Genomic DNA, 15,446 nt, shown 5'->3' on the forward strand with positions numbered 1-15,446 from the left:
GTTTTATTTAATCTGCCATTTCACGAAGGTCTACAGGTACTACACGTGAGATGCCTTGTTCTACCATAGTAACACCATAAATAATATCGGTACAGGCAATGGTGCGCTTGTTGTGAGATATGATGATGAACTGCGATTCTTTAGAGAACTTACGGATGATGTTATTGAACTTATCAATATTGGTATCATCCAGCGGGGCATCCACCTCATCAAAAATACAGAATGGGGCAGGCTTTAGCAGGTATAACGAGAACAGAATAGCAATAGCCGTCAATGTTTTTTCGCCACCCGATAACAGGTTGATAGATAGCGGGCGCTTACCTTTCGGCCTTGCAATAATATCAATTTCAGATTCCAAAGGCTGATCGGGATTGCTCAGGATCAGGTCACAGGAATCCTCCTCGTTAAATAACGAGCGGAAAACCTTAATGAAATTCTCGCGCACCATCGTAAACGCCGACATGAATTTCTCTTTGGCCGTATCATCTATCTCCTGTATCGTTGCCAGTAACGATGCTTTAGCTTCCGCCAGGTCCTTCTTTTGTGTTTGGATGAATGTATGGCGTTCGCTCATTTCGTTATAGGCTTCAATAGCCATTGGGTTAATGGCGCCAAAGTCATCCAGCTGGCGTTTCATTTTCTCCGTTTTATCACGGATCTCGTCTTCGTCGCTGGTTTCGGTGCTATCAATCTCCAGCAGGTCATTGATATCTACATTAAACTCAACGGACAGGCGCTCTCGCAGGGCGTTCAGCTCCAGTTTAAGTTTATTGCGTTCATCTTTTAATTCGTTCTCCAGGGCCTCGGTTTGGTCTTTACGCTGGCGGAGTTTTGAAACTTCTTTTTCGCTTTCGGTAATGGTGGCGCGCCATGCGTAATATTCATGCTCGGTTTCGGCTGTTCCTTTTTCCAATGCTTCCTTTTGCCCGTACATTTCCAGCAGGCTTTCGTCGCTGTCGCCGGTTTGCTGCAGGTTCTCTAATATGGCAGCCTTTGCTTTTTCAAGCTCGATATTATTTTGGCCGATGCGTACATCCAGGTGTTCAAGTTGCGTTTCGCGGTAATCCAGGTCCTTCAATAACCCCGATACCTTATTTTGCTGCTGGTGGAAGCGGATATTCTCCTGGTTATAAGTGTTTGATTGCACCGTAACCATCTCGTTCAGCTCGTTAAAGGCCTGTTGCTTATCCAGCATCAACCCCGCCTGTGCCTGCTTTTGTTCCTTTAGCTCCATTAACTGCGGGCCAAGGGTGATAATATCATTTTTGATACCCGCAACCTTGTTGGCAATATCCTGCTTACGGTTAAGGCTGTTCTCAATAAAGGCCTGGTATTGCTCCTGCTTGGTTTTAACGGTGATCAGCTCGGTATTGACCTGGTTAAGTTTGTACTGTTGCTGGCGTAGTTCGTTTGTTTTGTTGGATACCTTTATCGCAGCTAAACTGCTTTGTAGTTCCTCGCTTTTATTCTTGAAATTCTGGATGCGGCTTTCGGCTTGTTTGATCTCCTTAAGCAGGTTATCTAAATTCTTTGCCCTACCAATACGCTTGCCCTCAAACAACCCAACCGACCCGCCGGCCATGGTATGTTTAGATTTATTGAACTTACCGCTTTTACCGATCAGGACCACACCATCCGGTAGTTGTATACCATTGATGTCGTTTTCGGTAGCATCGTTTACCAAATAAACGTTTTTAAGCAAATAGTTACAAAGCGGCATATAACGTTCCTCAACCTCCACAACAGATAGGGCAGGAGCCCCCTCTAAATCTCCCCCGGTAGGGGAAACTTTTTGTTCTGAAGCCCTCCCTTCCGGGGAGGGTTTGATTGGGGCGGCCTCGTAATTATCTAATATAAAAAACTGCGCGCGCCCTTTAGACGAATTGCTTAGCAGATTTATCGCCGCGATGGCCTCATCATAAGTGTTCACTACATAGTGGTTCATTAGCGGCTCCAGGTAGTTTTCTATCGCTACGCGGTATTCTTCCTTGCAAAATAATATATCGCTAAACAGGGTGACTGTTTTTGCCCAGTTGGTGTTCTTTTTCAGGAAGCGGATACTCTCGGGGAAGCCTTCTAAATTATCAACCAAGCTTTTGGTAAGGTTGTATTCGTTTTGTTTGGCATCCAGTTTACGGCCATTGGCGGCAATGCTGTCGGTAACGGTTTTAAGTTCGGTTTCTGTTTCGGCAACTTGTTCCTGTAGTTTGTTTTCTGCTTCAACAGTCTGGTCGTATTCGCTTTCAAGGGTTGCAACGCGGTTATCTAATTCGGCAACAACTTTGTTGAAATGCGAAAGTTCGGCCTCCTTGTTGGTGGTATCCTCCATATTGCGCTGGCTTTCCTGCTCAAGCGCTTGTTGTTGTATGTTAAGGATGTCGATATCTTTTTCGGCCTTGTAAACCTGGTTTTGCAGGCGTCCGTTTATGCTGTTAAGTTCGTTTAGCTCGTTACGGGCTTCTGCCTGCTGGGCGCGAAGCTCATCAACCGCTTCTTTCAATTCCGCTACCCGGGATGTGATGGTTTGCAGATTTTCGTCTTCCTGTAGCTTCTCCTCGTTAAGGCGTTTGATATTGTATTGGACGTGTTTGAACTGGTTGTTATCCCGTTCCAATTCTTCCTTTAAGCGGCTTTCTTTATCCTGTTGATTTTTAAGCTGCTCGTTCTTTACCCGTCTCTCACTTTCATAAGCACGGATCCTGGCCGTAAACTCGTTGCTGGCTTTTTGCTGCGCGGAAAGGTTTTTCTCTTTGGTAAGGCTATCCAGTTTGTTTTGCTGCAGGGTAGCTTCCAGTTTATCAATTTGCGTTGCGATGCCTAATTTTTGCTCGCGCTGTATTTGTTCTTTTTCCTCAATTTCGGCAAGCGATTTGCTAAAATTGGCTATACGGAATGATGCCAGTGAAATACTCAGCGACTTATACTGATCGCGTAGTTTATAATAACGCTCCGTTTTTTTAGCCTGGTTCTCCAGCGTTTTTAAGTTCTTTTCTATCTCGAAAAGCAGGTCCTCAACGCGCTCTAAATCGGCCTCGGTATCTTTTAACTTGCTGAATGTTTGTTTTTTACGGAGTTTATATTTGGAGATACCCGATGCCTCCTCAAACAAATTACGGCGCGAACCTTCTTTGTTATTGATAATCTCATCGATCATCTTTAGTTCGATGATGGCGTAGGAGTCAGAGCCGATACCGGTATCAAGGAACAGGTCAGTAATGTCTTTTAAGCGGCATTGTACATCGTTTAAACGGTATTCGCTTTCGCCGGTGCGGTAAAGCCTGCGCGTAAGGGTAACCTGCGAAAAATCGGTAGGGAGTACGTTTTTGGTATTATCAAAAGTTAGAGAAACCTCGGCAAGGTTGGCGGCCTTGCGGCTTTTGGTTCCGTTAAAAATGATGTTATCCATTTTTTCGGAACGCAGGGCGCGGGTGCTTTGCTCGCCTAAAACCCAACGGATAGCATCCACCACGTTGCTTTTACCACAACCATTAGGGCCTACAATAGCCGTAACACCCTCATTAAAATTAATGGTGATCTTATCGCCAAAGCTTTTGAAGCCCTTGATTTCTAACCTGGTAAGTTGCATTAACGGATAGCGGAGTTCTAAAAAAGTAAGAACGGAAAATAACGATTTTAGCTGAAAGCACAAAGCTTTATTGCTTTTGGCTTATGTTTTTACCTCAATGGAGCCTTTCAAATAAACCATCGCTTTACTTACCGCTAAGATAACCGTAAGTAACCAATTCGTCATTATTTGTAATGTGTTTTGTAACGCCATCTTTTAATAAGATCACCTTATCGCTCACTTCCAAAATATTATAATACTGATGGTCTGTTATGATAATGCCCTTGCGTTTGGCACACGCGCGGATGACAGGCTTAAATTCGTCAGCCTGGATGGGGGAGATGTGGGTGAAAGGTTCATCAAGTAAAATAAAATCGGCCTTGCTATGGATGATCATTAGCATTTCCAATTGCCTCAATTCACCGCCGGAGAGTTGGCCCGTTGTTTTGTGATAGTTTACCTTATATATATTCAGATCGATAAACTCGTCCCAAAAGTTTTCATCTACCAGCATTTTTGCCAAATTTTTTATCTTTAAGCTGTCAGGTAAATAGCTGTGCTGAGGAAGATACGCGATGCGATTGTTATGATAGCCTTTATATATAAATTGGTCATCGATACTTACGTATTTATATGATGCACTTAATGTCCCGAAAATGATTTTTAATAATGATGATTTACCGCAGCCATTCCGTCCCAATAAACCTATTACCTCGCCCTGGCGACACGTAATATGCACATCCTGTAATATTTTGCGATCCTCAAACGCCAACTGGACGCTATCAACTTTTAAAATAAGTGTCGACATATAGCTAATAGGATGACCGAAATTAACAATACAATGAAATCAACTAAGTAAGCATATGCATATAATCGCCAAATGCTTAGGCCTGCATTTCGATAGTAAAAATAGGTTTTAGCCGACGAGTAATTGTGCAAGGCGACAGCCCCTACAAAGCCAATGAACTTAGAAAAGAATAAACTAACAGAGCTGTTGCCGGAACTTAAGCCAACAAAAAAAAGCAAAGAAAAGTAAAAGTTATATTGTAAACAAGTAGCGTACGATAATACTGCAGGGTAAGAGTAATCAGCCTTTTCATTTTTTGATTGCTTACAATACGTAAATCAATCAAATAAATTGTATTAGGGGTTGGGTTTATTACAGTTCTCTATATATGTTAGTAGCCGTATGGATCCATAATTTTATAACAAAAAAAACCCCCGCTTGTTTAAACGGGGATTTCATATTTTTTTTAACTAAAGGCTTATCCCAAGTATGATTTCAGGATCTTGCTGCGTGATGTATGGCGTAACCTCTGCAATGCTTTATCTTTTATCTGGCGTACACGCTCGCGGGTTAAATTGAATTTCTCGCCAATTTCTTCCAGTGATAACGGATGGTTGCTACCTAAGCCAAAGAACAACACGATGATCTCGCGCTCACGCTCGGTTAGGGTAGATAGCGAACGTTTGATCTCTTCAGACAACGATTCGTTGATCAGGATAGAATCTGTATTTGGTTCAGAGTTTTCCAGTACGTCTAATAGCGTATTTTCTTCACCCTGTACAAACGGGGCATCCATAGATACATGGCGGCCGCTATTACTTAGCGTATCAGATATTTTATCTACAGTAGTTTCCAGCATATCGGCAAGTTCTTCGGGCGATGGCTCGCGCTCAAATTCCTGTTCCAATTTGGAGAATGCTTTGCTTATTTTACTTAACGAGCCTACCTGGTTCAAAGGCAAACGAACGATACGGCTTTGCTCGGCAATAGCCTGTAGTATGGATTGACGGATCCACCAAACGGCGTATGATATAAATTTGAAACCCTTGGTCTCGTCAAAGCGTTTTGCAGCTTTAATAAGGCCTAAGTTACCTTCGTTTATTAAGTCGCCAAGGGTAAGTCCCTGGTTTTGATATTGTTTAGCTACTGATACCACAAAACGTAAATTCGTTTTGGTTAGACGCTCTAAAGCAGCCTGGTCACCTTCTCTTATTTTTTGGGCTAAGATTACTTCTTCTTCGGCAGTTATCAGGTCAACTTTACCAATTTCGTGAAGATATTTGTCGAGGGATTGCGACTCACGATTGGTAATGGATTGAGTTATTTTGAGTTGTCTCATTTATTTAATTAACCTCTATACTTAATTTAAAATTGAACGTGCAAAACTATTAATTTGTTTCTAAAAATAGTATTTTCATACAGAAAATCACCCGTATTTTACTATTTTATGAGAAAGTTTTAAACACCCGTTTTTGGAATAATATTTGTGGTTATAAAATCCATAACGATTGCCACGATAAATTTCTTTATCGTTAAAAAATCAAAACTCATCCAGTTTAAACACCTCTTTCACCCTGATGCCTCTTTCGGTTTGTTGCAGGGTGCAGCATTCGTTTATAGGGTCGTGTTCCAAGTACAGGATGTATTCTTTTTCTACCGCCTCGCTCCAGTACACTTTACGTTCTTCCAACGTTTTCAGCGGGAACATATCATAAGCCATTACATAGGGTAGGGGCAGGTGGCCTACAGATGGCAGCAGATCTGCCATGTATAAAACCTGTTTGCCTTTATAATTTATCAGCGGCAGCATCATGGCATCGGTGTGGCCGTAAGCCAATTTTATGCTGATGTCATCTGTGAAACTTACACCGTCTTCAGCGTTTATAAATTTGAGCTGGCCGCTTTCCTGTATCGGTAAAATATTCTCTTTCAGGAACGATGCTTTCTCGCGGTCGTTAGGGTTAACTGCCCAGTCCCAGTGCTGCGGGTTGCTCCAGTAGGTTGCATTCTTAAACGCGGGTAATAGTTTTTCACCATCGCGCTTAACAGCTCCACCAACATGGTCAAAATGCAGGTGGGTTAAAAATACATCGGTTATATCATCGCGGTGGAAACCTTTAGCGGCTAAAGAACTATCCATGGTAGCATCGCCATGCAAATAGTAATGACTAAAAAACTTCTCGTCCTGCTTATCGCCAATGCCCGTATCAACAAGGATCAGTCGGTTGCCATCCTCTATCAGCAGGCAGCGCATGGCCCAGGTGCACAAGTTTTTATCGTCGGCGGGGTTTGTTTTTTGCCATATAGCCTTGGGTACAACGCCAAACATCGCGCCGCCGTCCAGTTTAAAAAGGCCGGTATCAATGGTATGTAGCTTCATGGTAGCTCGGTTTATTAAAGTGTGAAAGTAAAATTTTAACCACAAAGTACACAGAGGTTTTTCACAGAGGTTACAAAGCCGTGCATTACGCTCTGTGTTCTTTGCGTTTTTTCTTTGTGCCTTTTGTGGTTAAATACTTTTATGAGTTGTAATTACCTAGTTGAAATAATAATATTTCTTAAAATTATAATTCTGTAACCCGTGGTATAATTAGAAACTAACGAAAACTGAAAAATATTATGAAAGCAGCAGTATTTCACAAACCCGGCGACATTAGATATGACACTGTAGAAGACCGGCGGATAGAAGACCCAAGGGATGTTATCCTGAAAGTAACCTCAATCGCCATTTGCGGATCCGACCTATATATTTTGAGCGGCGGTGTACCTCAAAAAGAGCCTATGGTAATGGGCCACGAGTTTATGTGCATTGTAGCAGAAGTTGGCTCGGCCATCACCAACCTTAAAAAAAAGCGACCGTGTGGTTGTGCCGTTTTCGATATCATGCGGACATTGTTTCTTTTGTCAGCATGATGCCTCACCGGCTTGCGAAAACTCAAACTATAAACATTACGGCCCTAACGGGGACATGATGGATCAGAAAGGTGCGGCCTTGTTTGATTACACCGACTTATATGGTGGTTACAGCGGCGGCCAGGCGCAATATGTACGCGTACCTTATGCAGATATCAGCCCGCGCGTTGTGCCTGATAATATGATCGATGAGCAGGTGTATTCCTTACAGATATTTTCCCTACCGGATGGAGCGCGATCGATTGGGCGCAACTGAAAGGCGGCGAAGTAGTAGCCATATTTGGTTAGGGCCCGGTGGGTTTAATGGCATAAAAAGCGGCTTGGCTTAACGGCGCAAGCCGTGTTATCGCTATCGACCCGGTGAACTACCGTTTAGAAAAGGCCCGCCAGGTGAACAAGGTAGATACTTTGAACTCTGATGAAGTGGATGTGGTAGAAGCCATCCGCGAAATGACAGGTAGCCGCAGTGAGGACATTTGCGTGGATGCCGTAAGTTTTGAGTCTGAGCGTACTACACTGAATAAAGCAAAGGCATTAGTAAACTTTGAGGTAGGCAGCATGAAGGTGATAGATGTGGCCTTTAAAGCGGTACGACGGACGGGTACGGTATCTATAATGGGCGTATATGGTTCTACTTACGACAACTTTCCGATGCACCGCATGTTTGATAAAGGCATCACGGTAAAACAAGGTCAGGCACCGGTAATCAACTACATCGATCATTTGATCGAGTTGGTGAAAGAAGAAAAGGTTGTGTTAGATGACATCATTAGCCACAGGTTACCGCTTAGCGAGGTTACCAAAGTTTACGGGATCTTCGACAAGAAGGAATACACTGTGTTAAGGTTGTTTTAACCCTGGGAATTAGGAATAATACCCGGTAAATATTAAATTTCAAGTTGTAATAGAAGAGGGGCTGGTTTTTAACCAGTCTCTTTTTGTTTATAGCCTTTGTCAAATCAGCTAACATTCCTTTTCTTTGGTTGACAAATTAAAGACAAACTTGAAAGATATTTTTGGACAGGCACTATTCGACTATTTTAAAGGCGAAGGCGGGCATAAACTTTGGATAAATAATACTTACGGATGTAAAGAGGAAATGCCGCTGGATATTTATTTCCGCACCGAAGAAGAAATGCCCGAACTGGAACTCATTGCCCTTAATAACTGCAGGGGTAAGGTTTTAGATATTGGTGCAGGCGCGGGTAGCCACGCTTTGATCTTACAGGATAAGGGCCTGGATGTTAACGCGCTGGATATATCTGACCTTGCCGTAACCATAATGCTGCAGCGTGGCGTTAAACACGCGATAGCTGCAGATATATTTACTTATCAGCAAGGTGAATACGATACCTTATTACTGATGATGAACGGTATTGGACTATGCGGTACTATCCAACAATTACGCTTATTTTTACAGCATACCAAAACGCTCCTGAACAAGGGCGGCCAATTATTATTCGATTCTTCTGATATTGCTTACTTGTATGAAGGTGACCTGCCAGATAGCTTAGACTACTACGGCGAGTTATCCTATAAGTACGCCTACCAAAGCCATAAAACCGATTGGTTTAAGTGGCTTTATATTGATGCAGAAAAACTAAAAATCATAGCTGCCGAAGAAGGCTGGGCGGCAGAGGTTTTGTATGAAGATGATATGGATCAATACCTGGCGAGGTTAACACCGGTTAATTAAGAAAGTATGAAAAACGTTTACAGGTTCATCAAGGTCGTAGTCCTGCTGATATTAACAGCGGGCACGGTATCGGCACAAAATGAAAAATTGCCTGCATGGGCTTTTGGCCCCTTTATTAGGCCTACAGGGGTAAACCCGCTCATCAGCCCCGATACCACCACGCGTTTTTATGACCCTATGCGCAAACGGCAAATGGATTGGGAATCGAACGATACGTTTAACCCAGCAGCAACCATAAAAAACGGTAAGATCTATATTCTTTACCGCGCCGAAGATAAATCGGGTACGGGGATAGGCGGCCGTACCTCGCGCCTTGGTTTGGCGGAAAGCAGTAACGGCACAACTGTAAAACGTTCGCCGGTGCCGGTGCTTTATCCAGATAACGACAGCCAGAAAGAATTTGAATGGACAGGCGGTTGCGAAGACCCGCGTGTAGCCATGGCAGCCAACGGAACCTATGTAGTATTCTATACACAATGGAACCACGATATGCCGCGCCTTGGTGTAGCTACTTCTAAAAACTTAAAGAAGTGGACAAAGCACGGGCCGATCTTCCGTAAAGCTTATAATGGTAAATTTTTTAACATTGCCAGTAAATCTGCATCCATCATCACCAAATTGGTAAATGGCAAGCAGGTTATCGCCAAAATAAACGGTAAATATTGGATGTATTGGGGCGAACTGGGGGTGTTTGCAGCCACATCAACGGACCTGATGAACTGGTCGCCGCTGATGAACGAAGACAGTAGCTTAAAGGCACTGATCTCGCCCCGTAAAAACTACTTTGACAGTGACCTTACCGAATGTGGGCCTCCTGCTATAATAACACCCAAGGGCATATTGTTATTATACAACGGTAAAAACAATAAAGATTACGGTGATAAGCATTACACCGCCAACTCATATTGCGGCGGACAGGTTATGTTTTCGTCAACAGACCCAACAAAGGCTATAAGCCGTTTAGATAAACCGTTTTTTGTGCCGCAAGAAGCATTTGAAAAAAGCGGACAGTACCCGGCAGGCACCGTATTTATGGAGGGATTGGTATATTTTAAACAAAAATGGTTCCTTTATTATGGCTGTGCTGATTCTAGGGTGGGGGTAGCCATCTTTAATCCGCTAAATAAAACAGTAAGTGAGGGTGTCCCATTCCGTCCCATTCAGAAATAAGTGGGACACCCTTTCTTTTTATTTAATTAATTGTTTAACAAGCTCTTACAATACTTTGTATAAAGTAATTATTTATATAAGGTGATATTTCTAAAAACTACAAATTATTGAATATCAAGTATTTGTATATTTATAATTATCTGGTCATAATTTGTGGGACACTTGATAATTGTAGCTAATGAAGCTTATGTACAAAATTGTTTAATATATTGTTTCATCGATTGTGATTTTTTTGCTGGAATTGAAATTTTATATATATTTACAAAGTATAACCCTAATTCGTGCACCAGCATACCAGATAAGTGAAAAGGTTTTTTGCCCTATTCTTATTAAGCATACATCTGTTTAACACGGGCGGCTACACGTTTGCCTTTCAATATTTCATCCACCAGTCCGAGCTTAGCATTGTAAAAAATATTTACGAAAACAAGGTAGATGCTACTCAACTTGTACAAATTAAGGTACCTGTAAACAATAAAGGCATAACCAACTGGCCCGATTATGAACGTGTACAAGGGCAAATTCAACTAAAGGATGGCTTTTATAACTACGTTGGCGTTAAAATGACGCAGGATACCATGTTTTTAGTTTGTGTTGCCAATAGCACTAAAACAAAATTATTTAATGCCAATATTATAGTAGCCAAAAATGTAAGTGATGCCCCCTTAAGTAAAAAGGGCGAAGCACCTGCAAAGAAAGTACCCTCATCAGTTTCGGAATACAACAACCCTGTGGTTAGTTATTACTTCCTTAGTTTTGATGATTCTGTAGAAAGAATAGTAAACCCTATATCTTCCAAATTGACAAGTCCTTATATTAAATCGCCGGGCAAACCTCCCAACCACATCAGCTGATTAATATATTCCAAAAGATTTATTGTTTCTTAATTAAGACTGTTGAAAGACCTGTGCATTTATGGTATGCATCATGTTTTTTTAAGCCTAATTAAGATGAAAAATATCAAGCATCAGCTACTGATTTGTGAGATTTTTAGCAGCTGATGCTTCATAAAGCCTATCTAAGCCCATTATTTAAAATTATTATATGAAACACTGTTTACAATATATAAGCAGATACTTTTTAGCCATTTTGGCTTGCGTCGCTTTCGCTCAATCGGTAAGCGCCCAAACCGAAAATGATGCACTAATGATACCCAAAAACTTCTTCTGCGCTGCCGGCCTATATACCCACAATAGCTGGGATAAATACTGGGAAGGCACCTTCAAACGCGAAAACCTAAACTTAGGAACCATCAGTAGCAACCTTTATGCTGTGGGTGGTAACTACGGGTTAAGCAACAGGATAAACTTATTGTTCATGATCCCTTATATCAAAACAAACGCATCTGCAGGTACCCTTAGGGGCCAAAGCGGCATACAGGATATTAACCTTGCCGTTAAATGGATGGCTATAAAGCAGGAGGTGGGCAGTGGCTTACTAAGCTTACATGCTATCTTAAACGGTAGCTTACCTTTAGGCAATTACCAGGCAGATTATTTGCCATTAGCAATTGGCTCGCGCAGCAAAAGCGTTGGCTTAAAAGCATTGGTTAACTATCAAACAGGCCGTTTTTTCGTAGCCGGTTCCGGTCAGTACTTACGCAGGAGTAACATCACCATTGATAAAGATTCTTACTACACTACCGAAATGCATTACACTGACCAGGTTGCATTGCCAAACATGACTAACTTTTTGTTCAGCACCGGTTACCGTAGCTTAAAATTTAACGCGGAAGCGGTTGTAACCAAAATAAACACCATTGGTGGTTTTGATATCACCAAAAATAATATGCCTTTCCCAAGCAATAATATGGACGCTACCTCGGTAGGTGCCATTTTTAAATACAGCTTTCAAAATGTTGCGGGTTTAGAACTTACCGGGGGCGGTAGCTACGTTGTTGATGGCCGTAACGTTGGCCAAAACAAGTCGTTTTTTGCCGGTGTGTACTATGTGTTTTCTGTTAAAAAGGATAAATCTGATAAATAAGAATTGTGATGAAAATATATATATGTAAAGTATTACCAATGATGATGATCGCCCTTGCGGTTTTCAGTTCATCATGTAAAAAAGATATCCAGGAAATGGACCGCAGCCAGGATTACCCTGCTTTGGCGCCAAGCAATTTAGACCTTAATGCTGATGCGTGGACACCGATCCTAACTGCATCCAACACGTTTACAATTGCTACGCCGGATGCAATCACCACGCCAAATTATTTGGCCGACCTAAATGAGATAAAAAGCTACCAGCGTAACCTTACCAGCGAACAAAGGGATATTATTAAATACTGGAGCGTAGGCTCGGTGTTACGCTGGAACGAGATCTTGCGCGAACTGGTTGCAAAACACAACCTGCCGCCATACCAAAAGGATGATGGCACTTACCCGTTCCCAAGTGCGGCTAACCCGCTGGCTTATCCGTTGTTCCCTTTCTCTAACCCACCTTATGCAGCACGTGCCTACGCTTATGTAAGCGCGGCGCAATATGATGCATTAGTGCAGGCATGGAAGTTTAAGAAACAGTTTAACCGTGCAGCACCATATATTAACGATGTAAACGTGCAGGCTTTGGTGCCAAAATCAACGTTGCCATCATACCCAAGCGAGGATGCGGTTGTGGCAGGTGTTACCGGTAAAATGATGGAACTGCTTTTCCCAGGCGACCTGGATTATATCCAAAAGAAAGTTGCCGAAGAAAAACTATACCGTATTATGGCCGGTGCCAACACCCGCTCTGATATGGATGCAGGCGAAAACTTAGGTAAACAGGTTGCTGCCTTATTTTTAGCCCGCGCCCGTTCTGATAAAGCAGGTGCAGCTATTGGCACCCAGGCCGACTGGGATAACTTTGCAACTACAGCTACCGCAGCGGGTAACACCCCATGGATAAGTTTAGAATTGCCTAAACGCCCGCCGATGTTACCGTTGTTTACAAAGGTTACACCGTTCTTGTTCCCAACAACTACCGTAGTTGCTTTACGCCCTGCGCCGCCATACAAACCGGGTAGTACCGAGTTTCAGAAAGAAAGCGACGAGGTATTGGCAATGAGTAACAACCATAGCCGCGAACACGAGCGTATTACCGCTTTTTGGGCAGATGGTGTAGGTACAGTAACCCCTCCGGGCCACTGGAACACTATTGCAGCCGATGAGTTTGTAAAACATAATTACAGCGAAGTACGCTGGGCACGCAATCTCGCTTTACTAAATATGGCCGAAATGGATGCTGCCATTGTGTGCTGGGATGCTAAGTATTTTTACTTTAACCCACGCCCCACGCAGATGGTAATGAATATTAAAACGCTTATAGGAATCCCTAACTTTCCGTCATATACATCAGGCCACTCAAATTTTAGCGGCGCGGCTGCAACAGTGTTAGGTTATTTAGTTCCGGAGAAAGCAAGTGCTTTTATGGATATGGCGCATGAAGCGGCAATGTCGAGGCTTTACGGTGCTATCCACTACCGCAGCGATTGCGAAGTTGGCTTACAAACCGGTATAAAAGTTGGCGAATATGCTGTTGCCCGTGGTAAAGCAGATGGGTCTAATTAATAGATGAGACATAATGCTTAGGACTGAACAAAAGATACATTACGTTTTGCGGGTTGCCATAGCCATGTGCTTTATTGGGCACGGTATTTTTGGCATCATTACAAAACAAGTATGGTGTAATTACTTTGCCGTTTTTGGTATTGGTACCGATACCGCCTACGCTTTAATGCCATGGGTAGGGGCGTTGGATATACTGATGGGGGTTGTAATGCTGTTTTACCCAATGCGCGCTATTGCTTTATGGCTGGTGATATGGGCAACTATTACAGCATTTTTGCGCCCTGCATCAGGTGAGCCATTTGCCGAATTTATTGAGCGCGCGGGTAACTTTGGTGCCCCGCTCGCTTTGTTGATCCTGTCGGGTGGTATAAAAAGCTTCCGCCAATTATTTGCGCGGATAGATGCTAATGCTTCGGTAGATGATAAAACTATTAGCAATGTATTCAATTGCCTAAAAATAGTCGGCTTCCTGTTACTGATAGGCCATGCTTGGTTAAACCTCATACAAAAGAAGAGCCTGCTTGGCCAGTATGCATCACTTGGGTTTACAAGCCCTGCAAAAATGGCGCAATTTTTCGGCGTTTTTGAAATAGCGGCCGCTTTAATTGTATTGATCAAACCCATCCGCACGGTGCTGTTAGTATTCATCATCTGGAAGATCTCAAGCGAATTACTATACCCGCACTATGAGTTATTTGAGTGGATTGAACGTGGCGGCAGCTACGGCACTTTAATAGCTTTATGGTTTGCAACTAAACACTTTTTCTCAAATCTCACAATTGCGTCTCCACATACTAATAAATAATTAAAGGACTTTCAACCTAAATAAATCCTGTATTACAGGTTATAGCCGGGCCGGTTGGCCTGGCTGTACTTTACATTTTATTCATAACATACTTAAAACATGAAATTTACATATAAATTCTTCATCGGGATCGCTATATATTTATTGTTCAATAATACCGCTATTAATGCCCAGTGATGCGTGGGTATTCGTGGCAACGGCTCGTTCTCTACCATGGAACACCCAATGCTGGATAGCAACACAGCACCGGGTTCTTATAAAAGCTGGTATGTTACGGCATCGTACCGTTACTTTAAATCCTTTCGCCATTTTAAGGGAACAGATGAGCAAACCCAAAGGCAAACCCTGCATAACGAAGTAATAAACTAAACTTTGGCGTATCGTTTAAATTGTAAAATGATAATAATGGTTATATAAGTGAGAGGTCGGGGTGGTTTCCGGCCTTTTTTGTTTAATTGCGGATGCTTTTTGTTTTAAAATAATAGATTTACAAAATGAACTCAGCTGAACAAAATTTTAAAGATTTAGGCTTAAGCCTACCACCTGCGCCAAAACCGCTTGGGGTTTATAAACCGTGTTTAATTGATGGCAAATACCTCTATCTATCGGGACACGGCACCGTGCAGGACGATGGTAGTTTGATCATAGGCCGCATTGGCGATACCATCAATATGGAAGATGGCAAACTTGCTGCAAGGCAGGTTGGTTTGGCTATGCTGGCAACCATCAAAGCAAACTTAGGCAGCCTGGATAGGGTAAAGCGCGTGATAAAAGTATTGGGTATGGTTAATTGCACCCCCGATTTTGAAAAGCACCCCTTCATCATCAACGGGGCAAGCGAACTATTCGCCAAGGTTTGGGGCGAAGAGAACGGCATCGGCGTACGCAGCGCTGTGGGCATGGGCTCGTTACCGGACAATATCCCTGTAGAAATAGAAGCCTTATTTGAATTAGTATAA

The 15,446-nt window shown here is 42.6% G+C and carries 15 protein-coding genes; 11 read left to right on the plus strand and 4 right to left on the minus strand.

Annotated features, from left to right (window positions below; genetic code table 11):
* Nucleotides 1-7 precede the first annotated feature (7 nt).
* The 4 genes from smc to RHM67_RS11345 all read right to left on the minus strand — a co-directional run bounded on the left by smc (nucleotide 8) and on the right by RHM67_RS11345 (nucleotide 6,732).
* On the minus strand, nucleotides 8-3,586 hold the full coding sequence (gene smc, locus RHM67_RS11330; protein ID WP_322226835.1) for a chromosome segregation protein SMC: 3,579 nt from the start codon (nucleotides 3,584-3,586) through the stop codon (nucleotides 8-10).
* A gap of 124 nt (nucleotides 3,587-3,710) precedes the next feature.
* Entirely contained in the window at nucleotides 3,711-4,373 is a 663-nt protein-coding gene (locus RHM67_RS11335; RefSeq protein WP_322226836.1) for an ATP-binding cassette domain-containing protein, read from the minus strand.
* A gap of 457 nt (nucleotides 4,374-4,830) precedes the next feature.
* On the minus strand, nucleotides 4,831-5,691 hold the full coding sequence (locus tag RHM67_RS11340) for a sigma-70 family RNA polymerase sigma factor (RefSeq protein WP_252756834.1): 861 nt from the start codon (nucleotides 5,689-5,691) through the stop codon (nucleotides 4,831-4,833).
* A 201-nt stretch (nucleotides 5,692-5,892) separates the two neighbouring features.
* Nucleotides 5,893-6,732, minus strand: a complete 840-nt coding sequence (locus tag RHM67_RS11345; protein WP_322226837.1) for an MBL fold metallo-hydrolase — start codon at nucleotides 6,730-6,732, stop codon at nucleotides 5,893-5,895.
* 239 nt (nucleotides 6,733-6,971) lie between these two features.
* On the opposite strand from RHM67_RS11345, the gene RHM67_RS11350 reads away from it, so the two are divergent.
* The 11 genes from RHM67_RS11350 to RHM67_RS11400 all read left to right on the plus strand — a co-directional run bounded on the left by RHM67_RS11350 (nucleotide 6,972) and on the right by RHM67_RS11400 (nucleotide 15,446).
* Nucleotides 6,972-7,265, plus strand: a complete 294-nt coding sequence (locus RHM67_RS11350) for an alcohol dehydrogenase catalytic domain-containing protein (protein ID WP_322226838.1) — start codon at nucleotides 6,972-6,974, stop codon at nucleotides 7,263-7,265.
* Nucleotides 7,219-7,521 (plus strand): alcohol dehydrogenase catalytic domain-containing protein, encoded by a 303-nt coding sequence (locus tag RHM67_RS11355; protein WP_322226839.1) that lies wholly within the window; start codon nucleotides 7,219-7,221, stop codon nucleotides 7,519-7,521. The genes RHM67_RS11350 and RHM67_RS11355 overlap by 47 nt, the downstream gene beginning before the upstream one ends.
* A 104-nt stretch (nucleotides 7,522-7,625) precedes the next feature.
* On the plus strand, nucleotides 7,626-8,120 hold the full coding sequence (locus RHM67_RS11360) for a hypothetical protein (protein ID WP_322226840.1): 495 nt from the start codon (nucleotides 7,626-7,628) through the stop codon (nucleotides 8,118-8,120).
* A 148-nt stretch (nucleotides 8,121-8,268) separates the two neighbouring features.
* Nucleotides 8,269-8,961 carry a class I SAM-dependent methyltransferase gene (locus tag RHM67_RS11365; protein ID WP_322226841.1) on the plus strand — a complete coding sequence of 231 codons (693 nt, stop codon included), beginning with the start codon at nucleotides 8,269-8,271 and terminating at the stop codon, nucleotides 8,959-8,961.
* A gap of 6 nt (nucleotides 8,962-8,967) precedes the next feature.
* The gene (locus RHM67_RS11370) at nucleotides 8,968-10,131 is read left to right on the plus strand and encodes a glycoside hydrolase family 130 protein (protein ID WP_322226842.1); all 1,164 of its coding nucleotides are present in this window, start codon (nucleotides 8,968-8,970) and stop codon (nucleotides 10,129-10,131) included.
* A 302-nt stretch (nucleotides 10,132-10,433) separates the two neighbouring features.
* The gene (locus RHM67_RS11375; protein ID WP_322226843.1) at nucleotides 10,434-10,985 is read left to right on the plus strand and encodes a hypothetical protein; all 552 of its coding nucleotides are present in this window, start codon (nucleotides 10,434-10,436) and stop codon (nucleotides 10,983-10,985) included.
* A gap of 190 nt (nucleotides 10,986-11,175) precedes the next feature.
* The gene (locus RHM67_RS11380) at nucleotides 11,176-12,117 is read left to right on the plus strand and encodes a hypothetical protein (protein ID WP_322226844.1); all 942 of its coding nucleotides are present in this window, start codon (nucleotides 11,176-11,178) and stop codon (nucleotides 12,115-12,117) included.
* A gap of 8 nt (nucleotides 12,118-12,125) precedes the next feature.
* The gene (locus RHM67_RS11385) at nucleotides 12,126-13,682 is read left to right on the plus strand and encodes a phosphatase PAP2 family protein (RefSeq protein WP_322226846.1); all 1,557 of its coding nucleotides are present in this window, start codon (nucleotides 12,126-12,128) and stop codon (nucleotides 13,680-13,682) included.
* 13 nt (nucleotides 13,683-13,695) lie between these two features.
* Nucleotides 13,696-14,487, plus strand: a complete 792-nt coding sequence (locus RHM67_RS11390) for a hypothetical protein (RefSeq protein ID WP_322226847.1) — start codon at nucleotides 13,696-13,698, stop codon at nucleotides 14,485-14,487.
* 180 nt (nucleotides 14,488-14,667) lie between these two features.
* Nucleotides 14,668-14,856: a hypothetical protein gene (locus RHM67_RS11395; protein ID WP_322226848.1), complete on the plus strand. Its 189-nt coding sequence runs from the start codon at nucleotides 14,668-14,670 to the stop codon at nucleotides 14,854-14,856.
* 125 nt (nucleotides 14,857-14,981) lie between these two features.
* Nucleotides 14,982-15,446 (plus strand): RidA family protein, encoded by a 465-nt coding sequence (locus RHM67_RS11400; protein WP_322226849.1) that lies wholly within the window; start codon nucleotides 14,982-14,984, stop codon nucleotides 15,444-15,446.

It is taken from the genome of Mucilaginibacter sp. 5C4 (genome assembly GCF_034345625.1).
Classification (GTDB): Bacteria; Bacteroidota; Bacteroidia; order Sphingobacteriales; family Sphingobacteriaceae; genus Mucilaginibacter; species Mucilaginibacter aurantiaciroseus.

Bases quoted from the DNA above. Each gene is read 5' to 3' on its own strand.
- smc (WP_322226835.1), bottom strand. From the start codon at position 3,586: ATGCAACTTACCAGGTTAGAAATCAAGGGCTTCAAAAGCTTTGGCGAT.
- RHM67_RS11335 (WP_322226836.1), bottom strand. From the start codon at position 4,373: ATGTCGACACTTATTTTAAAAGTTGATAGCGTCCAGTTGGCGTTTGAG.
- RHM67_RS11340 (WP_252756834.1), bottom strand. From the start codon at position 5,691: ATGAGACAACTCAAAATAACTCAATCCATTACCAATCGTGAGTCGCAA.
- RHM67_RS11345 (WP_322226837.1), bottom strand. From the start codon at position 6,732: ATGAAGCTACATACCATTGATACCGGCCTTTTTAAACTGGACGGCGGC.
- RHM67_RS11350 (WP_322226838.1), top strand. From the start codon at position 6,972: ATGAAAGCAGCAGTATTTCACAAACCCGGCGACATTAGATATGACACT.
- RHM67_RS11370 (WP_322226842.1), top strand. From the start codon at position 8,968: ATGAAAAACGTTTACAGGTTCATCAAGGTCGTAGTCCTGCTGATATTA.
- RHM67_RS11380 (WP_322226844.1), top strand. From the start codon at position 11,176: ATGAAACACTGTTTACAATATATAAGCAGATACTTTTTAGCCATTTTG.
- RHM67_RS11385 (WP_322226846.1), top strand. From the start codon at position 12,126: ATGAAAATATATATATGTAAAGTATTACCAATGATGATGATCGCCCTT.
- RHM67_RS11390 (WP_322226847.1), top strand. From the start codon at position 13,696: ATGCTTAGGACTGAACAAAAGATACATTACGTTTTGCGGGTTGCCATA.
- RHM67_RS11400 (WP_322226849.1), top strand. From the start codon at position 14,982: ATGAACTCAGCTGAACAAAATTTTAAAGATTTAGGCTTAAGCCTACCA.